The 21,197-nt window shown below is 40.8% G+C and carries 20 protein-coding genes; 13 read left to right on the top strand and 7 right to left on the bottom strand.

Annotated features, from left to right (window positions below; translation table 11 throughout):
• Positions 1-191: 191 nt before the first annotated feature.
• Both ACIQZD_RS04455 and ACIQZD_RS04450 read left to right on the top strand, forming a co-directional pair.
• On the top strand, positions 192-1,793 hold the full coding sequence (locus ACIQZD_RS04455; protein ID WP_402898646.1) for a putative polysaccharide biosynthesis protein: 1,602 nt from the start codon (positions 192-194) through the stop codon (positions 1,791-1,793).
• A 124-nt stretch (positions 1,794-1,917) separates the two neighbouring features.
• Positions 1,918-2,640, top strand: coding sequence for a pseudouridine synthase (locus tag ACIQZD_RS04450; RefSeq protein ID WP_402898643.1), 723 nt, complete (start codon positions 1,918-1,920; stop codon positions 2,638-2,640).
• Between the two features lie 84 nt (positions 2,641-2,724).
• On the opposite strand, the gene ACIQZD_RS04445 is transcribed toward ACIQZD_RS04450, so the two are convergent.
• Positions 2,725-2,946, bottom strand: coding sequence for a DeoR family transcriptional regulator (locus ACIQZD_RS04445; protein ID WP_034309346.1), 222 nt, complete (start codon positions 2,944-2,946; stop codon positions 2,725-2,727).
• A gap of 525 nt (positions 2,947-3,471) precedes the next feature.
• Here ACIQZD_RS04445 and ACIQZD_RS04440 point away from each other — a divergent pair.
• On the top strand, positions 3,472-3,822 hold the full coding sequence (locus ACIQZD_RS04440) for a hypothetical protein (RefSeq protein WP_402898640.1): 351 nt from the start codon (positions 3,472-3,474) through the stop codon (positions 3,820-3,822).
• A 435-nt stretch (positions 3,823-4,257) separates the two neighbouring features.
• Here the strand turns inward: ACIQZD_RS04440 and ACIQZD_RS04435 are convergent, their stop codons facing one another.
• Entirely contained in the window at positions 4,258-5,016 is a 759-nt protein-coding gene (locus tag ACIQZD_RS04435) for a DeoR/GlpR family DNA-binding transcription regulator (RefSeq protein ID WP_402898637.1), read from the bottom strand.
• A gap of 228 nt (positions 5,017-5,244) precedes the next feature.
• On the opposite strand from ACIQZD_RS04435, the gene ACIQZD_RS04430 reads away from it, so the two are divergent.
• The 6 genes from ACIQZD_RS04430 to ACIQZD_RS04405 all read left to right on the top strand — a co-directional run bounded on the left by ACIQZD_RS04430 (position 5,245) and on the right by ACIQZD_RS04405 (position 11,836).
• Positions 5,245-5,997, top strand: coding sequence for an ABC transporter ATP-binding protein (locus tag ACIQZD_RS04430; protein WP_402898634.1), 753 nt, complete (start codon positions 5,245-5,247; stop codon positions 5,995-5,997).
• On the top strand, positions 5,990-7,606 hold the full coding sequence (locus ACIQZD_RS04425; RefSeq protein ID WP_402898631.1) for an ABC transporter permease subunit: 1,617 nt from the start codon (positions 5,990-5,992) through the stop codon (positions 7,604-7,606). The genes ACIQZD_RS04430 and ACIQZD_RS04425 overlap by 8 nt, the downstream gene beginning before the upstream one ends.
• Positions 7,607-7,619: 13 nt before the next feature.
• Complete coding sequence (locus ACIQZD_RS04420) at positions 7,620-8,612, top strand: extracellular solute-binding protein (protein ID WP_402898628.1); 993 nt, start codon at positions 7,620-7,622, stop codon at positions 8,610-8,612.
• A gap of 25 nt (positions 8,613-8,637) precedes the next feature.
• Positions 8,638-9,732: a 2-aminoethylphosphonate--pyruvate transaminase gene (phnW, locus tag ACIQZD_RS04415; RefSeq protein ID WP_402898625.1), complete on the top strand. Its 1,095-nt coding sequence runs from the start codon at positions 8,638-8,640 to the stop codon at positions 9,730-9,732.
• Positions 9,729-10,544, top strand: coding sequence for a phosphonoacetaldehyde hydrolase (gene phnX / locus ACIQZD_RS04410; protein WP_402898623.1), 816 nt, complete (start codon positions 9,729-9,731; stop codon positions 10,542-10,544). The genes phnW and phnX overlap by 4 nt, the downstream gene beginning before the upstream one ends.
• A 227-nt stretch (positions 10,545-10,771) precedes the next feature.
• On the top strand, positions 10,772-11,836 hold the full coding sequence (locus tag ACIQZD_RS04405; protein WP_402898620.1) for an NAD(P)/FAD-dependent oxidoreductase: 1,065 nt from the start codon (positions 10,772-10,774) through the stop codon (positions 11,834-11,836).
• Between the two features lie 50 nt (positions 11,837-11,886).
• Here the strand turns inward: ACIQZD_RS04405 and ACIQZD_RS04400 are convergent, their stop codons facing one another.
• The 4 genes from ACIQZD_RS04400 to ACIQZD_RS04385 all read right to left on the bottom strand — a co-directional run bounded on the left by ACIQZD_RS04400 (position 11,887) and on the right by ACIQZD_RS04385 (position 16,375).
• A complete protein-coding gene (locus ACIQZD_RS04400; protein ID WP_402898617.1) occupies positions 11,887-13,833 on the bottom strand; it encodes an FtsX-like permease family protein in 1,947 nt (648 codons plus the stop codon).
• Positions 13,823-14,584 carry an ABC transporter ATP-binding protein gene (locus ACIQZD_RS04395; protein WP_402898614.1) on the bottom strand — a complete coding sequence of 254 codons (762 nt, stop codon included), beginning with the start codon at positions 14,582-14,584 and terminating at the stop codon, positions 13,823-13,825. Before ACIQZD_RS04395 ends, ACIQZD_RS04400 begins: the two co-directional genes overlap by 11 nt.
• A 100-nt stretch (positions 14,585-14,684) precedes the next feature.
• A complete protein-coding gene (locus ACIQZD_RS04390) occupies positions 14,685-15,689 on the bottom strand; it encodes a sensor histidine kinase (RefSeq protein ID WP_402898611.1) in 1,005 nt (334 codons plus the stop codon).
• Positions 15,686-16,375, bottom strand: a complete 690-nt coding sequence (locus ACIQZD_RS04385) for a response regulator transcription factor (RefSeq protein WP_402899919.1) — start codon at positions 16,373-16,375, stop codon at positions 15,686-15,688. The genes ACIQZD_RS04390 and ACIQZD_RS04385 overlap by 4 nt, the downstream gene beginning before the upstream one ends.
• Positions 16,376-16,531: 156 nt before the next feature.
• On the opposite strand from ACIQZD_RS04385, the gene ACIQZD_RS04380 reads away from it, so the two are divergent.
• Positions 16,532-16,873, top strand: coding sequence for a zinc ribbon domain-containing protein YjdM (locus ACIQZD_RS04380; RefSeq protein ID WP_402898608.1), 342 nt, complete (start codon positions 16,532-16,534; stop codon positions 16,871-16,873).
• 53 nt (positions 16,874-16,926) lie between these two features.
• On the opposite strand, the gene guaC is transcribed toward ACIQZD_RS04380, so the two are convergent.
• Positions 16,927-17,910, bottom strand: a complete 984-nt coding sequence (gene guaC, locus ACIQZD_RS04375) for a GMP reductase (RefSeq protein WP_192206137.1) — start codon at positions 17,908-17,910, stop codon at positions 16,927-16,929.
• A gap of 749 nt (positions 17,911-18,659) precedes the next feature.
• Between guaC and ACIQZD_RS04370 the strand changes: the two genes are divergently transcribed.
• From ACIQZD_RS04370 to phnG, 3 genes are all read left to right on the top strand, one after another.
• Positions 18,660-19,544, top strand: a complete 885-nt coding sequence (locus ACIQZD_RS04370; RefSeq protein WP_402898603.1) for a PHP domain-containing protein — start codon at positions 18,660-18,662, stop codon at positions 19,542-19,544.
• A gap of 242 nt (positions 19,545-19,786) precedes the next feature.
• Positions 19,787-20,488 (top strand): GntR family transcriptional regulator, encoded by a 702-nt coding sequence (locus tag ACIQZD_RS04365; protein WP_402898600.1) that lies wholly within the window; start codon positions 19,787-19,789, stop codon positions 20,486-20,488.
• 281 nt (positions 20,489-20,769) lie between these two features.
• Positions 20,770-21,195: a phosphonate C-P lyase system protein PhnG gene (gene phnG / locus ACIQZD_RS04360; RefSeq protein WP_402898597.1), complete on the top strand. Its 426-nt coding sequence runs from the start codon at positions 20,770-20,772 to the stop codon at positions 21,193-21,195.
• Positions 21,196-21,197: the final 2 nt, after the last annotated feature.

Here is a 21,197-nt window from a genome sequence, read left to right as displayed (position 1 = left end):
TATCATTTTCAGTCCCTTCATTATATAGCAAGAGCCCGTCAGATTGCGAATGTAGAAGAAAAGGAATTATTTGTTTGTGTATTATCATCGAAAACGATAAACTTGAGTGTAGTTTTCTATAGAAAAAATACTTTAATATGATAAGATAAAGAGCGTGTGAAACGTAACTGACAGAGGCAGGAAGGGATTAGATGTCATCTAAGTTTTTAAAAGGGGCTTTTATATTAACGCTGGGAGCGATCATTTCCAAGATACTTGGTTTATTTTACGTCATCCCATTTGAACATATGGTTGGGAATAAAGGGGCTACCCTCTATCAATATGGGTACGTTCCATATACCATTTTCATTAGCTTTGCAACGGCAGGCATGCCGCTTGCTGTTTCTAAATTTATTTCGAAGTATAATGCGCTTGAGGAATACGCAGTCGGTGAAAAGTTATTTAAATCTAGCCTGAAATTAATGGTTGTCACCGGTTTTCTCGCTTTCTTGATTCTCTATACGATGGCTCCGCTGTTTACTGGAGTCTTTGGGGTCAGGCAGGAAGATGTCAGTGATGTCACGGAGATCATACGGGCAGTCAGCTTCGCCTTGATTTTTGTACCGTTCATGAGTATCATCCGCGGCTTCTTTCAAGGTCATGAAGCGATGGAACCAACGGCCATATCTCAGGTTATCGAACAGATCGTCCGCATCGTGTTCCTTCTGGCCGGTGTGTATGTTGTTTTGAATGTCCTTGATGGAGAGTTAGTGAGAGCCATCCAAGTAGCTACCTTCGCGGCGACGGTTGGGGCTGTCGGCGGTTTAGTGGTATTATTTTGGTATTGGAAAAAACAAAAACCCCATTTGGACAGCTTGATGAAGAAAGACCGGGGGACGATGGAAATTTCCCTGAAGGAGATCTATAAAGAAATATTTCTTTCGTCGATTCCTTTCATATTTGTCGGAATCGCGATGCCATTGTTTCAGTTTGCGGACTTATTGTCTTTCAATAAGGCGATGTCTTCAATCGGTTTGCAGCACGTCGCAGAAGATGCCCTTGGGGTGTTGAATGTATATGCCCAGAAGCTTGTCTTGATTCCGATGACGCTGGCAACCGGATTTTCAATGGCGCTTCTTCCCTCGGTGACGAAGGCATATGTAAGCGAGGATTCGGAAGAGTTAAACCGCCAGCTGAACCAAGCCTTCCAAATTTTGTTGTTCATTACGATTCCAGCTGTCGTTGGCATGTCGGTGCTAGCGGATCCAATCTATAGTGCCTTTTACAGCCATGATCCACTTGGAATCAGTGTCTTGAAGGCATATGCTCCCGTTTCCATCTTATTTGCGCTTTTTTCCGTTTCGGCGGCCATTTTACAAGGCATCAATCAGCAAAAATATACGGTGCTAAGCCTGCTTGTAGGCTTTTTAATCAAATTGAGCTTGAATATCCCGATGATCAAGTTGTTTGAAACGGAAGGATCCGTTTATGCCACGGCATTCGGCTACTTGGCTGCTGTGCTGCTGAATTTGTATGTCATTACCTACTTTACTGGATATCGTTACAGCCTTACCATCAGAAGATCTGTTTTGATCACTGTTTTTTCAATTATCATGGGAATGGCTGCATGGGGCATGAACAGTTTATTATCGCTGTGGCTTACAACGGAAGGGCGCTTCCAGGCGATTTTGATCGTGGCCGTTTGTGCAATTTTTGGAGCGCTCATTTATGCGGCGCTTTCCTTGAAAAGCAAACTTGCCCATCGTTTGTTCGGTACCCGGATCGATCGGTTAAAAGCTAAATTAGGATTATAAGCTGGAAGTTTGATGTGTAAAATAAAGGGTATTGAATGGTGAATCCCCAGATTAAAATATATTGGCCTTGCCTGTCATTAAAGTGGGCAAGGCTTTTTACTGAAAAAGGCTTTAGGAGGAAACGATGAGAATAGATAAGATTTTATCCAATATTGGTTATGGCAGCAGGAAAGAAGTGAAAAAGCTCCTGAAATCCGGCGCCGTCAAGGTCAATGACAGGCTGCTTAAGGACCCGAAGGAACAAGTGGACCCTGATACGGAAATCGTTACGGTTCATGGTGAACGGGTTGAATACAGGGAATTCATATATTTAATGATGAATAAACCGCCAGGCGTATTGTCGGCAACGGAAGACAACTACCAAGAAACGGTCATCGACATCTTGGAGCCGGAAGATTCGGTATTCGAGCCATTTCCTGTAGGCCGTCTTGATAAGGACACAGAAGGTTTATTACTGATCACGAATGACGGAAAGCTTGCCCACCAACTGCTTTCTCCAAAGAAACATGTCCCTAAAACATATTTTGCGGTCATTGATGGCGAAGTGACGGAACGGGATATCGAGGCATTCCGCAACGGCGTGACCTTGGATGATGGATACGAAACAAAACCAGGTGAATTGAACATTTTAAAATCAGGTCTGACATCGGATATCGAGCTAACGATCATGGAAGGAAAGTTCCATCAGGTGAAGCGGATGTTTGAGGCCGTTGGCAAACGTGTCGTCTACCTAAAGCGTCTTTCCATGGGGAGTTTACAGCTTGATGAGGAACTTGAGCTTGGTGAATACCGTGAGTTGACGGTGGAGGAGCTTGAACAGTTAAAGGCAGGCCAACCGACTGAATGATAGCTGGATACAAAAAATGAGGCGGACAATATTGTCCGCCTCAAAGTATTTTACATATCGATCTTGTTCGGGTGGTCGTTCTTTTTACGATGACATCTTCACCTTTTTACTTGTTGTCGTCCAAAGGCCTCGGCTTGGGCTTTGAACAAGGTCATTGTATGCTAAGACATTTAAATCGCGCTGCACAGTTCGAGGAGTGATGCCAAATTCTTCTACAAGCTCTTGAGTAGAAACCGTACCGTTATTACTAATGAACATATAAACGGATTTAATACGGGTTAACATGCGATTTGTTGAAGGTTTCAAAAAATCACTCCTTATTCTTTTCATTGTTATTTTGAACAAATGAAAACAACCGATATGTCGGACAGCATTTCAGCTGTCACTATGTACTTGCTATACCCACCCTATAACTCCTCGGAAACATTTAGAAAAAATAAGATGTCATTAGCTTCATTCTACCCCTTTGCAAAAGCAAATTCTAGGAAAAGATACTAATTGACTAAATATTACATTTATTATATCAAATTTTAACAAAATTATTCTCTATACCTATAGAAAATTAATAAAAAGCTGTTCCATTTGTTCATGCTCATATTTTGCCAATAAAGGATGCTTACTATGCACACAACACGAACGTTGACTTTTAAAGCATATACATGTTATTTTACTTAAAACGGATCATAAATCGTAATAATTACGCTTTGTGTATTGATACAGGAATTGCTTGATGGCTTGCGGTCACGATGTCATAATGAGGTATCGGGCAGTACAGACTTTTCATACATATCTAAAAGGATTTAAATATAAACCAATTCGAGGTAGAGCCATATGAACGAAAGATTAATGGAGTTTTTATTGCGCGACGAAGTAACCAGACTTTCTGGCGTCAAAAAACAAGTGTATGAATTCATCGTGAACGAAGAAGATTATCTTGCATCGAAGGCGGATACGGTCGATCAATTCATGAGATTGCTGGTAAAGCATTCTCCGCCTAGGCTCGCAGCCCGTCATTTCAATATGCCTTATGGGGAAATCATTCGTTTCATGAATGAAATAGAAGATGAACTGAATGAGAGATTAGAGGAAAGATGCAAGAAAGTGAAGTGGATGGACTACACGGAAAAGGACCAGCAGGCATTTGAGGAATATAATAGGAAGTTATATCTATTTGTAAATTAATAAATGGATCATCAAAATGCCCTGGTATGAATGGGCATTTTTTTTATTTGTCCGGAACCGTTAAACGGGAATCCAGCACAATCATTCCTTTAAATCCAGCCTCCTCGCCGCAAGCGCCTGTGGGGTCTTGGCTAGTCAGTTTTTCGGCAGGAGTGTTGCAAATTTCTTCAATCCAGTGAGTTTACCTGCAGATTTTTAAAAAAAACATTCCAGTTGATTGGAACGGAAGGCGCGAGACTCCTGCGGGAAAAGCGCCGAGGAGGCTACCGGACCGCCCGCGGAAAGCGAGTGCCTGAAGAGGAAATCAACGTTGTGATGAAGGTGATCGCTATAATTAGACTGGTTAAACGTCCTTCTTTCCGAATACACTTGGCATTCGCCGTACCTGAAAAACGGGACTTATACTATTGTATAGTTCCCGTTTTTTTCTTGCTTTTAAGAAAGAATCAAATGTGTGCCGGTCTCTTTAAACGAAGAGATGAAATCTTTATGCAGATGATCGTCAGTAATGATGTAATCGATTTTATCCAGTGACGATATCCCGATGGTCACGTCTTTCCCGAACTTTGTGCTGTCAGCGGCAACATAGACTTCTTGGGATAGATCTATGATTTTTTTTCGTGTGTTCGCTTCTTCTAAATTATAGTCGGATATGCCTTTTTCAACGGTTATGCCACTCGCACAAATGAATGCTTTTGTAATATTCAATTCACTAAAGTTAAATAAGTAGTCAAATGCAACGATGGATTGTTCATTTCGCCTGACTTTCCCGCCAATGATCAATATCTCGATGTCGCTATGAATGAGCTCATTTACAACGGGGATGGAACTGGTTATCACGGTCAGTTTCTTTTTCTGTTTTATATATTTAGCGATTTGATAGGTTGTCGAACCACTATCGATATAAATGCAATCACCATCGTCGATATACTCACTGCATTTTTGAGCGATGGTTTCCTTTTCTTCTAATTGACTGAACATCCGTTCATCTATCGTCGATTCTCCAAACTTCGATTGAACCAGCTTAACGCCGCCATAGATCTTTTCAATTTTTCCTTGCCTTGTAAGAAGGTTTATATCCCTTCTGATGGTTTCGATGGAAACTTGCATTTCTTCAGTAAGCTCGGCAATCTTCATAACTTTTCTAATCGTTAATAACTCGATGATCTTCTTTTGCCTTTCAAGAGGAAGCATAAGTTACACCCGCCTATTCTTCATATCTATCTTCCTGATATTCAGTTTAAGTGTACTGTTTACCGCGAACATATTCAACATATAGATGATAAAAATATCACTAGTTAGTCAAAAGTTAGTATTAAGTTAGTAATAAAGTGTTCAATATTTACAGAGTATTTACAAAAAACTCAAATTCGTTTTACAAAGGGCTTTTATACTAAGGGTGTATTAAAGGAGGTGAACGGTTTGCTAAAATTACAAAATATTAGCAAGCAATTCGATGGAAAATCAGTTTTGGATAATATAAATCTTGAAATTAAAACGGGGGAGATCGTTTCACTTTTAGGACCAAGTGGAAGCGGCAAAACTACTTTATTACATATAATTTTGGGCTTGACGGGTATCAATCATGGAAAAATCATTTTCAATGATACCGATTTGAGTAACGTGCCCATGAAAGACCGGGGATTTAATATCGTTTTCCAGGATTATGCTCTTTTCCCGCATTTGAATGCCTATGAAAATATCGTTTATGGATTGAGGAACAGGAAGGGATCCGTTTCCAAGGAAGAGCTTCAGGAATACATCGATTTCCTGGAATTAACACCGCATTTGAAAAAAAGGATCAGCGAATTATCCGGGGGTCAGAAACAAAGGGTTTCGATCGCAAGGACTCTTGTAATGAAACCGAAAATCCTTTTACTTGATGAGCCGCTGAGTGCTTTGGATGGTGTGATCAAGGAATCGATAAAGGAACGCATCAAAACCATAGCACGAGAATTTAAGCTGACGACGATCATAGTGACACATGACCCGGAAGAGGCTTTGACGATGTCCGATAAGATTTTGATCATTAATCAAGGGAATATTTCTCAATTTGGATCGCCTCAAGAAATCATCAATCAACCAGCCAATGATTTTGTGAAGGAATTCATTCTTAAACAACTGGAGATCAAGAGAGAAAATATTTACAACTTATTTGGTGAAAAGTATGCCTGATGTAAAACCGGCAATGAGAGTCATTTATATACCTATCTTACTGCTATTTGCCGCTTTTCTTTTCTTGCCGCTTGGGATATTGTTCGTCCGTTCTTTTGAAACGGCTGATGGAATCAATCTCTCGAATTATCTAACGGTTCTTTCAAATGCAGAGCTGATGATGTCATTTGGAAACAGCGTGAAAATCTCAGGGCTCACAGCCGTCATTACAACCGTTTTAGCCTTTTTCCTGGCCTATTCCATCCATTGCACCCGATTATATAGGCCGTTAAAAAGTGTAATTAAAACAGGGATCCTTATTCCGATGCTGCTTCCGACGATCACGTTCGGGTTTGCGATTATCTACTCTTTCGGCAATCAAGGAATCATAACGAAGATTTTTGGAAGGAATCTATTCGATATATACGGATTTAATGGATTATTGATAGGTTATGTGATTTATACATTGCCATCAGCTTTTCTGCTCATTAATAATTCCTTCAAGTACATGGATAAAAAGTTCATCATCGTTTCAAAATTAATGGGTGACGGAACGATAAGAAGTTTCATGAATACGATCATACGGCCATTATCGGGAACTTTGGGAGGAGCCTTTGTACTTTCATTCATCTTGAGCTTCACCGATTTTGGGATACCGGCTTCAGTCGGAGGGACCTACTCCGTTGTTGCGACGCAACTGTATCAAGTCATGCTAGGTTCAATCCCTGATTTCAATAATGGTGCAGTGATTGCCATTCTCATGCTCATTCCGGTAGTATTCAGTGTTTTTCTATTAAACTATCTCGAAAAACTTAATTTTCATTATGACAAGTTCAGCGATATCGAATTGACGAAGCACATAGGAAGGGATATATGTTTTGGGGGTATCTCGCTGCTGGTCTTGATAGGGATGTTTTCTGTATTTGCGGTCATGTTCATTGCACCATTTTTAACTAGTTTCCCTTACGATCTCTCGTTCACCTTAAAGCACTTTATCGACACATTCCAATCGAGCGATTTAACGGCAGTTTATAAAAACTCCTTATTCGTTGCCTTGATGACGGCTGTAATGGGAACGTTCATCGCCTTTAGCTCTGCGGTTTTGAATGTCCGGACGCCCCTTAAGGGGAAATCGTCAATGGATGTCATTTCGATGCTGACGAATACAGTACCGGGAATGGTGTTGGGCTTATCGTATTTGCTGCTGTTCAACGGCAGCAGCTGGAAGGGGACCTTTGCCATCATCATTCTATGTAACATTGTCCACTTCTTTACAACACCCTATTTAATGGCGAAGAACTCTTTATCCAAAATGAACCCTGGTTGGGAAACCACCGGGAATCTATTGGGGGATAGCTGGATCAGGACAATCTATCGTGTCATTCTGCCAAATTCGGCATCTACGGTGATCGAGATGTTCAGCTACTATTTCATCAATAGTATGGTGACGATCAGCGGAATCATCTTTTTGGTCACGGCCCAAACCACATTAGTGGCCAGTAAAATTAAAGAGCTTCAGCATTTTGCCAAATTCAATGAAATATTCATCCTGTCTTTACTTATCTTTTTTACAAATCTAGTCGTGAAGCTGCTTTGTGATCATTATCAAAAAAGACAATTCAAACATTAATGAGGGGGATATTATGTCTAAAACGTTGAAGATAGCCTTACTTTCTCTAGTTGCTTTAAGTTTGGTATTTGTATTGGTGGGCCGTAACAGCGGCAAAGCGGATGAGGAAAAGGTGGTCATTTATACGAATGGCGATGAAGAAGCCACTGCAGCAATGGAGACTTCCCTGAAAGATGCCGGATACGAAGGGAAATATGTCCTTCAATCATTAGGCACATCAGAATTAGGCGGGAAACTGCTGGCAGAAGGCGCTGAAATCGAGGCAGATGTCGTGACGATGAGTTCTTATTTCATCGAAAGTGCCCAAGATCAGCACACCATGTTCAAGGACCTGTCATTCAGTACAAAAGCATTGGAAAAAAATCCAGCTTATTATACGCCGATTTTGGCAAATACCGGTTCCATTTTTGTAAATACGGAAGTGCTTAAACAAAAAGGCCTGCCGATGCCGACCACGATTAAGGATTTGACAAAGCCGGAATATAAAGGGTTCGTTTCAATTCCTAATATCCTGGACTCTTCAACAGGGTGGCTGTTAGTTCAAGCAATAATCAGTCAATACGGTGACGCAGAGGGGAAAAAGGTTCTCCATGACTTAATAGCAAATAGCGGTCCGCATCTTGAAAGCTCAGGTTCAGGCCCAATCAATAAAGTTCAAGCAGGGGAAGTGGCTGCCGGTTTTGGTTTACGCTACCAAGCTGTGATGGCTAAAGAGTCGGGCTTACCGATCAAGTTCGTCGATCCGGTTGAGGGGAATTTCTCCTACACGGAATCTGTGGCTGTCGTGAATAAAGATAATGAAGCTAAAACAAGTTTAGCAATGAAAATGGCAGAAACAATCAGTAAAGATGCTAGAGAAGAATTGCTGAAACATTACCCGGTCGCACTTTATGAAGGTGAAAAGGTAACGGAAAAGAACAAACCGGCCCACCCTAAGAAATACAAGCAGCCCCTAACGGTTGAATTATTAAAACAGCATCAAGAGTTCTTTAAATCAGCACAATGATAAATACAGTGAGGAGTGAAGTAAAATGAATACCTATAAACTATTAACGCCTGGACCGCTGACCACTACAAGTACGGTGAAACAGGAAATGCTTGTTGACCGCTGTACGTGGGAAAATGATTATAAAGAAATCACACAAAAAATCAGATCCCAGCTTCTTGAATTGGCGTATGCTGCAAACGGAGAATATACGGCTGTACTTATGCAGGGAAGCGGCTCGTTTGTTGTAGAATCTGTGCTGACGACTGCACTTTCAATATCCGATAAAGTGCTGATCATAACGAATGGTGCATATGGAAAACGGATTGTGAAAATGGCGGAGTGCATCGGACTGAATCATATGGAATATGGCGTTGAGTACAATGAATTTCCAAAGGAAGCTGAAATCCGGAACATTTTACTGGATGATAGTGACATCACACATATTGCAATGGTTCATTGTGAAACGACGACAGGGATTTTAAATCCGATAGAGATGGTTTCGAAGATATCAAAGGAACAAGGGAAAACCTTGATCATTGATGCGATGAGCAGCTTTGGCGGAGTGGACATGAATGTACCTGAACTCGGAATCGATTATTTGATCAGCAGTGCGAATAAATGCATTCAAGGAATCCCCGGTTTTGGTTTCGTCATCGCAAAGCTTGAGAAATTGTTGGCTTGTGAAGGCAATGCCCGCAGTTTGTCCTTGGATTTATATGATCAGTGGAAAGAGATGGACAAGGATGGGAAATGGCGTTTTACTTCTCCAACACATGTAGTGGCCGCGTTTGCTAGAGCGTTGGAAGAATTAACGGAAGAAGGCGGCATCCCAGCTAGATTCTCCCGCTATAAAAATAATAATGATAGGCTGAGGGAGCTGATGGGGAAATTGGGCATTCATACATATATCTCACCTGATAAACAATCGCCTATCATTACAACTTTCCTTTTTCCAACTGAAACCTTTGATTTTGAGGACTTCTATAATTTTATCAAAGAGAGGGGATACGTAATATACCCCGGAAAGCTTACTGACATAGATACATTCCGAATCGGCAATATTGGCGAAATCCATGAAGAAGATATCGAGGAACTTGGCAGGATCGTAAAAAAATATATGAAAGTGGTGACAGTATGAATAAGGTAGAGGGAATCATTTTGGATTGGGCAGGAACAGCTGTGGATTTTGGATGTTTTGCACCAGTGAATGTTTTTGTGGATATTTTTAAGAATGCTGGACTGGACGTGACGATGGGGGAAGCCAGAGCTCCGATGGGCATGCTGAAAATCGACCATATTCGTGCGATGCTGACCATGCCAAGGATATCTTCGTTATGGGAAGAACAATACGGAAGACCATTCAATGAGGAAGACGTTGAAAAACTATATGCTGAATTTGAACCGGCACTGATGATGTCATTGGCGGATTATACAGATCCCATTCCAGGGGTTATCGAGACGGTGGAAGTGTTAAGGAATCACGGCCTGAAGATTGGGTCGACAACAGGGTATACGGATACAATGATGGAGGTCGTCGTAGCAAATGCTTTGCAAAAAGGGTATCGGCCGGATTTCCATGTAACTCCGGATGCAACCGATTCGATTGGCAGGCCTTATCCTTACATGATATATCGGAATATGGAAGAATTGAAGTTAACGGCATCATGGAAGGTAGTGAAGGTAGGGGATACCATTTCCGATATGCAAGAGGGAGTGAATGCTGGAGTATGGTCGGTTGGAATCATTGTCGGAAGCTCTGAGATGGGATTGAGTTTGGATGAGTATACAAGTTTACCAGAACAAGATAAACAAAACCTCATCTCTAAAACGGCAGATATCTTTACGCAAAACGGGGCAGACTTCACCATCAAAACGATGGAGGAACTACCTGAACTCATAGATCGCATCAACCTCCTTATAGCAGAAGGGAAAAGACCTCGTTCAAGCTAACATTCAGTGCAGCATCTTTCATCCTTGAATGAGATGAAGGATAGCTGCACTTTTTTTCGCTTGCCTGAACATCATTATATTGCTTTTTTCCAATCTCATACAAACGTGCAGAATCAATGATTTTTTTGAAATTTAACTCGACTGCTTATTGTAAAAAATGAAAAAAGAGTGTACGATTAAATGAGAATGATAATCAATCACACTTGATTACCGGGGAGTGGACGGAAATGGAACAGCAGGATTTATTTGATGTAACGGTTATTGGAGGAGGGCCAGCAGGCCTTTACTCCACTTTTTATAGCGGACTTAGAGAAATGAAAGTTAAACTGATTGAATACCAGCCTCGGCTAGGCGGAAAAATTCATGTCTATCCGGAGAAAATGATTTGGGATGTAGGGGGGCTGACACCCACTACTGGGGAAAAATTAATTGAGCAGCTAGTGGAGCAAGGCTTAACATTCAATCCAACAGTCGTCTTGAATGAAAAAGTGGAATCAATCACACGTAATGAAGAAGGTATCTTCGTTTTACATACAGCTTCAGGGCAAATGCACTATTCCAAAACGATCATTGTCGCGGTTGGCGGCGGAATTCTGAATCCGCAAAAGTTGGAAATAGACGGGGCAGAAAGGTTTGAAGTCTCCAATTTAAACTATACGGTTAAGTCCTTCAATCGATTCAAGGATAAGACGGTGATCATTTCAGGCGGCGGGAATTCTGCTATAGACTGGGCAAATGAATTGGAGCCCATCGCCAAAAAGGTGTATCTGACATACAGGAAAGATAGTTTGGCAGGTCATGAATCACAAGCAAGGCAATTGATGGAAAGCTCTGCTGTTTGTTTCTTGAATACGACGATTACAAAATTGATTGCCTGCGCTGATCATGAATCAATTGAACATGTTGAACTGACGAATCACGCAACCGGAGAGGTTTCTTACTTGCCGATCGATGAGGTCATCATCAATCATGGTTATGAGCGTGATACATCGCTGCTTCTAAATAGTAAAGTGGACATTGCCATTGCCGACAATTATTATATTGAAGGTACTCCTGCAAGTGAATCCTCGATGGATGGGATATACGCTGCCGGTGATATCTTAAAGCATGAAGGTAAATTGAACCTGATAGCAGGTACTTTTCAAGACGCAGCAAATGCCGTAAACAAGGCGAAGCGATATATCCAGCCTGACGCTCATGGAGTGGGGATGGTTTCTTCCCATAATGAAATCTTTAAAAAGCGCAATAGGGAATTGATCAAGGAAATGATGAAACCGGCTGGGGTACTTTAAAGGGAAAATAAAAGCTCCAGGGCCTCTTGGGTCCTGGAGCTTTTTAGCACTTATAGAGATTCTTTGATGACCTTCTTGTAATGAAATACGGATAGTATTCCGAAGATCGAATACAATGCCGTGTATAATGCCATGACGATGATCATCGGTGTCCAAACTTCGGTCCCGAAAAAGAACCATCCTGATTGGACTGCGAAATAACTGTGAAGCAGCCCGACGACTAAAGGAATGCCGAAATTGAAAACTTGTTTTGCTTGGATTCCTCTTAGTAAATCACCACGTGTGAATCCCAGTTTTCTTAAGATGGTATAATTGGATTTTTCACCTTCACTTTCATCCATTTGTTTGAAATAGAGGATACAACCGGATGTGATGAGGAAGGTTAATCCCAAGAATCCGACGATGAACATGATAAGACCCATATTCTTCTTCTGAGTGTTGAACATTTCAAATTGGGACTCATTCACATGTTCTTCTTTAAAACTCATTTTTTTGAATAGATCATTCGCTTTTTCAAGTTCAGCTTCATCCTTCACATCAATGCCGATATTAACGGATGATACATTTTGGATTTTCGGGTCGATATCCTTTTTCAAACGGTCGAATATCGTTTGGTCCACAATGGCAACGGGCATTCCGCCGTTCGTGAAGTAATGGGACACGAAGGTATCATCATTCAATCCCATATATGTTTGCGGAATCACTTCATGCTTGCCTTTCAGCTCAATGTTTCCGGAATCCTTCAAGGATATGACCTTTTCCATCATATTACTGTATCCGCTGAAAAGGGTCTCATCTTCAGCGAGGTTGATACCTTTAACGGATTCATCACTGATGACGGCAACGGTCATGATGTCCGGATCAAAGTTCACTTCATCCAGGCTGGTCTCCATTATTTCCTTTACATTGACATCCACTTGAATGACATCGATCACCTTTTCGTCATAATCAATTTTACTGTCTGATAAAGCTTCTTTGAATGCAGCTGCATCTTTCATATCCGTCATCGAAAAATCGGTGGGGATACTGCTTTGTGCACTCTTCTCCGCCGAGTAGTAGGAGATATAGCTTAATGATAATAACCCGATAGCCAGAGCGGAAACGGTCGTGATGATCGTCAATAATATCGCATTCGATTTCATCCGGAACATGATGGATGAAAGGGACAATACTTCATTGATATTCAAATATCCATTTTTCTTTTTACGGACGATATTAAAGATGAAGCTTACGGATCCTTTATAGAATAGGTAGGTCCCGATGATGACGGTTGCCAGAATGAAGACCATGGCCATAAAAAGCTCGGTCATATCTGAAAAAGCTCCATCGAATAATTTGGATGAAACGACATAGCCGGCAATGATCATGATGATCCCGAATAGCCCGATGATCATTTCAAATATCGAAACCTTTTTCACTTTTCCTTCCGTCATTGAAGTCACTCTAAATAATGATAGAATGGTCTGCCTTTTAATGAAGGTATAATTCATCAACATGATGAAAAGATAGATGGCGCTAAAAACGAGAATGGTTTGCACTAGCGGCTGAAAAGAAAATTTTAGAGTCGCGATTGCCTGGACTCCCATTATTTTGAATAGTATCATGATGATCAATTTTGAAGCGGCAAACCCTACAAAGATTCCCAGGAATACGGAACAGAAATACAGGATCAGGTTTTCCATACTCAGGATACGGAATATCCTGTTCTTGGTCATGCCAATCAATTGGAATAAGCCAATTTCTTTACTGCGTCTTTTTATGAAAATGCTATTGGCATATAAAAGGAATATGGAAACGATCGCAACAAGCAGGATCGATGCAGCCTTGATGGAGGCAGCTCCTTTCACCGTGCCCTCCGCTTTATCCATCGATGGGTCATATTGCAAGGTGACAAAGGCAAAATAAAGGGAAGCGCTGAAAATCAGGGCAAACACATACAGATAATAGTTCTTCAGATTCTTTTTCAGATTTCGAAAGATGAGTTGATTAATGCTCATTTTGAACCCCTCCCAATACACCTTGCGTTTTCATGATGTCCTTGAAGAAGGTTTGTCTGGATTCTTCACCTTTATTCAATTGCGTATAGATTTGTCCATCTTTAATGAAAATGACTCGGCTGCAATAACTGGCCGCCACTGGATCATGGGTTACCATGATGATGGTCGCTTGACGCTTTTGATTCATTTCGCTCAGTTTGTTCAGTAAATCGGAAGCTGATTTGGAGTCAAGCGCCCCAGTAGGTTCATCCGCGAAAATGATGCTTGGATCATGGATGAAAGCCCGTGCTGCAGATGTACGCTGTTTTTGACCGCCGGAAATTTCATTTGGGTATTTATCCTTCACTTCATATATGCCCAGTTCTTTCGCCACGGTATCAAACCTTAGTGCCGCTTCATTATTGGGCGTTTTGGTAATGGATAAGGGCAGAAGGATATTTTCTTTGACAGTCAGTGTGTCCAATAGGTTATATTCCTGGAAGATGAAGCCCAGATGGTTCTTCCGAAATTCGGCCAACTTCTTTTCCTTCATCCCCGAAATCTCTTTTCCATCAATCGTAATGGTGCCGTTGCTGATTTTATCGATCGAGGAAAGGACATTAAGCAAAGTCGTTTTTCCTGAACCGGATGCACCCATGATACTTACGAATTCACCTTCTTGTATGCTTATATCGAGACCCTTTAATACTTCTTGTTTATTAAATTTATTACCATAGCTTTTATGGATTTTTTTCGCTTCTAATATATTCATTTGGATACACTCCTTTTTTTCTATATCCTCATTATAAAAGGCCATGTATTTCTTTTCCTTCGTTTGGACGAACAAAGAATAAAAGCATGTGACACTTTTGTCACATGCTTGTGATATTAACGAAATCATTTCTTTTTGGGAAGGTCAAGGTAAAGGTCGTTCCGGTTCCAAGCTCTGATTTCACGTCAATGGAGATGGATAGGGACTCGGCTGCATTCTTGGTTAAATATAGACCCATGCCAGTTGCCGCAGTGTCACGATGATTTGTCGTGGAAGTGAATCCTTTATCAAATATGCGGGATAAATCCTTTGGGTCGATGCCCCGTCCAGAATCCTGCACTTCAAGAACAGTTTGTCCGGCTTGCTCATGGCTATATATCATGATATCTGAGTTTTCACTGTATTTAATGGAGTTGGTCAAGAGCTGTCTCATGATGAAGGCCAGCCATTTGGCATCAGTAAGCACTTCGGTTACATCCAATTGTATGTCGAAGCCGATCCCTTTTTGAATGCACCATGATCGCAGCGTTTTAATCTCATCAAAGATTATTGTTTCCAAATCGGTTTTCTCCATATACAAATCATTTTCGATGAAAGGCATGCGCCTTTTATGGAGCTGCTGATCAAGAAGAAGGTGAATGCGCAGCCACTCATAAGTCAAGTGTGATTTAAGCAATTCATCATCCAAGCGGTCAAACATTAAATGCATCGCCGTCAATGGTGTCTTCACTTCATGAATCCAAGATAATAATTCATCCTTCTCCTGCTCTAAAGTCATTTGACCAATTGCTGCGGATTGCTTCAATATTTCGGTTTGGTTAATGATGCTGTTTTCTATGATTTTTTCGAAAGGGCTTTCTGGCTCGGCTATATTCGTAATATCCAGATTGTCTTCCCGCGCTTCTAAACTTTTATAAAAATAGGTTTCTTTTTTATAGCGGAATATCAAAAAGATACTGAATATGAGCAATGATAAAAAAACAATATACAGTATGGGCTTTAACGGAATGGCCGAATCAAGATAAGCGACAAAGATAATGAATAGATGAAGAATTATGTAGAATGTGATCCAGCTGAACCTTTCCATGAGATATTTTCTGATCATGCATTTGCCTCTTCTACGGCGATATAGCCCTGTCCGACCTTCGTTTCGATAAAATGTCCTAATCCCAGTTCATCCAACCTCTTTCGTAAACGGTTCACATTCACTGTAAGGGTGTTATCGCTTATGAAACGTTTGTCATCCCATAAGCTGTTGATCAATTCTTCGCGGCTTACGATCTTGTTTTTCTGCTCAATGAGCTTTTTCAAAATGAAAATTTCATTTTTCGTCAATTCGATCGTGCCAGTCTCGGCCGATACCGTGTTCTTCTCGTAATCCACAGTGGCGTTGCGCCAGGTTTTCAATTCGATCTTTTCGGTATTGTAATTATATACACGGCGAAGGGTGGCCTGTATCTTCGCGATGAGTACATCGAAATGAAAAGGCTTCTGGATAAAATCATCAGCTCCAAGCTGCATGGACATCACCATGTCGGTAGGATGATCGCGTGAAGATAAAAAGATGATGGGAACATTGGAATGGGAACGGATCATTCTGCACCAATGAAATCCATCAAACTTCGGTAACTGTATATCAATGATGACCAAATCAGGTTTTATGTCCGTGAATTCCTGAACCACTTTACTAAAATCGCCGATTCCGTAAATATCATAAGACCATTGCGCCAATCTATCTTTAATTTCATTGAATAATGTCGTATCATCTTCTATCAATAATAGTTTAAACAATGGATTCACCGCACTTTCCAGCTTTTTCTTAAAAGTATATAGTAAAACCTTTATAGGTTCTAGAGGAAGGGGGGAACAGGAGCAGTATAGCCTACTGGTTGTGTGTAAACCATTATTATATTAAAATTGGCTATAACGAATGGAGGAAGTGAATTTATGTCAGATTTTCCTAATTGCCCTGCATGTGATTCAGAATATACATATGAAGACGGAAGTCTTTTTGTTTGCCCGGAATGCGCCCATGAGTGGGCGGTGGAAGCGGAAACGGAAAATGGTGATCAAAAGAAGGTCATCAAGGATGCTAATGGAAACGCCTTGAACGATGGTGATACCGTTACGGTAATCAAGGACCTTAAAGTGAAAGGGAGCTCATCCGTCTTAAAAATGGGCACTAAAGTCAAAAGCATCCGTCTAGTTGATGGAGATCATGATATTGATTGCAAGATTGATGGTTTTGGTGCAATGAAATTAAAGTCCCAATTTGTTAAAAAGGTATAATGATAAAAAACGGCCTAATCCATTGATTAGGCCGTTCTATTTTACGTTCCTTCTTAATAAACTTTGTCACCGTTAAAGATTGAATTCTTAACGACCACATAATCCACATTCCGGATGGCTTCCAACTTGGTACCACCTGCATATGAAATGGAAGACTGAAGATCTTGTTCCATTTCCTTCAACGTATCTTCCAAAGATCCTTTGTGCTCGACATACATCTTTTTACCTTCAACGTTTTTCTTTTCACCTTTTTGGAATTCAGAAGCTGAACCAAAGTATTCTTTAAAGGCCTTTCCATCTTTCTCGATCGTTTGACCTGGAGATTCTTCATGTCCGGCAAATAGTGAGCCGATCATGACCATGGAAGCTCCAAATCTAACTGATTTAGCAATATCACCATTCGTGCGAATGCCGCCGTCAGCTATGATTGGCTTGCTTGCCGCTTTTGCACACCAGCGAAGTGCAGCTAGCTGCCAGCCGCCCGTTCCAAATCCAGTCTTGATTTTAGTGATGCAAACTTTCCCTGGCCCGATGCCCACCTTTGTAGCATCGGCACCGGCATGTTCCAATTCACGTACCGCTTCAGGAGTCCCTACATTTCCTGCAATGACAAAACTTTCAGGTAAATGTTTTTTAATATGCTGTATCATCTTTATCACGGCATTGGAATGGCCGTGTGCAATATCTATAGTAATGTATTCAGGTACAATGTTGTCAGCCGATAATTGTTCAATGAATCCGTATTCTTCTTCTTTAACGCCGACACTGATGGAAGCGATCAATTCTCGTGAATGCATATCTTTAATGAAAGTCAGTCGTTTTTCTGGCTCAAAACGATGCATTACATAAAAGTAACCGTTTTCAGCCAAGTAAATGGCAATCTTTTCATCAATGATCGTTTGCATATTGGCAGGTACTACAGGTAACTTGAATGTATGTTTACCCAGAGTAACGGATGTATCACACTCAGAACGGCTATTTACTACACATTTTGCGGGAATTAATTGAATATCTTCATAATCAAACACGTTTTCCATGTTATGCACCTCTATATACGAATATTTTTGTCTTTTTACATAAAAATTGTTCGCCCATTAGGTAATGTACATCATTTTTGACAGTAAGTCAAAAATTTTATTGGTTTTATTTTGATTTTATTTCAGCTAGATGGAAAATCCGTTACAGCGTAGGAAGCTGAAAAAGACGAATCAGCAGAAAATTACTAATGTATTTCAGTTTGTCGACAAAATTGGGTTACCACTCCAGGAACTCGCTTTCCGCGGGCGGTCCGGGAGCCTCCTCGGCGCTCGCCTGCGGGGTCTCCCTTGGACGCGTATTCCCGCAGGAGTCTCGTACATCCGTTCCAATCAACTGGAACTTTTTTTGGGCGATTCGAAATGGTCTCAACCCTTACATTCTTTTAATACAATCTTGTATTACTATTTTAGGATGAAATCGACTCGAACGTTTTTTTTGAGGGTTCGTAAATCTGATTCGCTGATTTCCACTCCAGGAACTCGCTTTCCGCGGGCGGTCCGGGAGCCTCCTCGGCGCTTGCCTGCGGGGTCTCCCTTGGACACGCTTTTCCCGCAGGAGTCTCGCGCCATCCGTTCCAATCAACTTTGTTTTAAAAGATAGTTTTGTCTACAGCCTTGAAATACTTAAGTATTTTCACCAATCTGGGTGACTTTTACACCTTTACGTTTTTTTACATCATCTTAACGTTGACCGACATGGCACTAAGTTAAAATGATAATGGGTAACGAAAAAGAATGGGGGGATTGGCATGAAGGTTGAATTACATTGTCATACGAACATTTCAGATGGTTCCAGTTCTTTTGAAGAACTATTGGAGGTTGCAAAAAGGGAGAGCATTGGTCATTTAGCAATTACGAATCACGATACAACGATAAGATTGCAAGAGATGGTGGAACGGGGAAAGGAAATAGGAATTGAAATCATCCCTGGTATAGAAGTTTCTGGTTATGACTTTGCAAGAGGCAGGCGTGTACATATTTTGGGCTATTTTGTTGAGCCTGGTCATAAGGCACTTGAGGAGCTTTGTAATCCATTGATTGAAAAAAGGAATGCAGCTTCTGAAAAAATGGTGGAACGACTAATCAATGCAGGCTATCGAATAACGTGGGATCAGGTTTCTAAATTCAGGGGAGGAACCGGTGTTTATAAACAGCATATTATGCTAGCACTAAGGGAATCGGGGTATACGGATTCCATCTATGGAGATTTGTATAAGAAGATCTTCAGTCGCGGCCAAAATGGAGAAGAGCCAGGCATTGCCTTTATTCCTATGGAGTATGTGGATGCCATTCTGGCTGTAAAGGCGATTCGTGCTGCCGGAGGCGTCCCGGTCCTTGCTCACCCTGGACAATACGGGAGCTTCGAAATTATTCCTGAGCTTGTCGAAGCAGGGCTTGAAGGGATTGAAGTTCTTCACCCTCATCATGGTCATGAAGAAGAGGAAAGAGCGATTTCATATGCAGATCAATATGATCTGATTAAGACAGGAGGTTCGGATTTTCATGGGGATTATGGGGAGAATCCGATTCGGCTTGGCAGTATGAGCCCTGGAAAGGAATGTGTGGATGCTTTGAAATTAAGGAAAAAAAGCATGTCCATTAATGATATGGTATTGAAAAATATCGATTTATGAAACCAGAAGTTTTGCTGTGAAAGCGGCCTGCCCATTGCTGGATGAGCAATTTGAATGACTGAACGATGCTGGATGTCGTATTGAGAAAAATCCATAAAATAAGTATTCCTTTTGTTCTGGTAATTGACCAGGACTTTTTTTTTTACAAGAAAATCATGGCAGCTTCATATTTTCTCATTACACTGACATTAACAAGGAAAAATAGGTATTATGCAGATCGAATATGTAAAGGGGGATTTCTGTTGGCGGAAAAAAACTTTTTAGTGGATCATTTGATATCTGAAATTAAGAGTGGAACCTTTCAATTGGATAAAAAGTTACCTTCAGAGCATATACTCGCCGATCAATTTAATGTACCAAGAATGGTTGTCAGGAAGGCATATGAGCAGCTTCAAGATTTAGGCTTTATCTATTCAAAGCAAGGTAAGGGAAGTTATGTCCAGGAAACAAAAAAACAAATTCCGTTAATTCTATCCGGAGATGTTAGTTTCACGGAGAAAATGAAAGAATTTCAGTTTTCCTTTCAAACGAGTACTATTTTTTGCGAAGAAATTTCTTATGATCAGAAGATCTTTCAAAGCCTCGGGGCGGAAAGTGATGACAAGGTCTTTAAAATTGGCAGGCTTAGGTTAATGGACGATTTCCCGATTGCTCTTCATACATCTTTTGTAGCAAATTCAACATTTCCTGAAATAGAAAAGGATGGTCCGGATATTACCTCTATGTTTCAATATTATCGGCAGCGTGGTTATGTAGAATTCGGATCCAGCAGGAGCACGCTGAATGTGATTTTTCCTACTCTATTCGAACGGGATATTTTACAGTGTTCAAGTTTAATTCCACTTTTGCAAGTGGAATCGTTATGCCGGGATAAGCGGAGCAATCAAGTCCTTGAGCACACGAACATAATCTATCGGAGCGATTGTTTCACATATGTTATATAAAAATTTCCATTCCAGATATCGGTCGAATTCACTAGTAAATGCCCTGAATTCACGAGTAAAAGTACGAAACTCACGAGTAAATGTCCCGAATTCACGAGTAAAAGTACGGAACTCACGAGTAAATGCTCCGAATTCACGAGTGAAGCACGAAATTTGAATAGTGCAGGTCCGGCTTTAACAAATTTCTTACAAAGATTTACTCTTTCTTAACTTACGTTCACTTGGCAACAAGATACATTGAAGATGTTAGCTTGAAACTAAAACATTTGGAGGCCAATGGAATGAGAAGAAGGGAAAGAACCGAGATTTTGATTCAAGGCTCTGAGGACATTGCGAAGGAATTTGCCAAGGAAATAGCAATGAAATATAAAATTACCGTCATTCAAAAGCCAGAGACTGCCCTCGTGTTGCTAAAGACAAGGGAGACGGCAAAAAAGAGCTTGTTTTATCTTGGGGAAATGCTGGTGACAGAATGCACGGTCCAAATCCAGGATTCAATCGGGATTGGTATCGTTAAGGGACATCGGGAAGAACTGGCACATAGTTTAGCGATCATTGATGCTGCTTATCAGGCTGATCTTGGAGAAACAAGATTATGGTCACATGTTTTAGAAAATGAGAAGAAGAATATACAGAAAATTCTTCATGAGCAGAATCGATCAATCTTAAGAACCAAGGTTAATTTTGAAACAATGGATGTTCAATAAGA

Origin of the sequence: Peribacillus sp. NPDC096447, assembly GCF_044762725.1 — a bacterium.
In the GTDB taxonomy this organism is placed as follows: domain Bacteria; phylum Bacillota; class Bacilli; order Bacillales; family DSM-1321; genus Peribacillus.
This window is presented reverse-complemented; position numbering and strand designations above follow the sequence as displayed.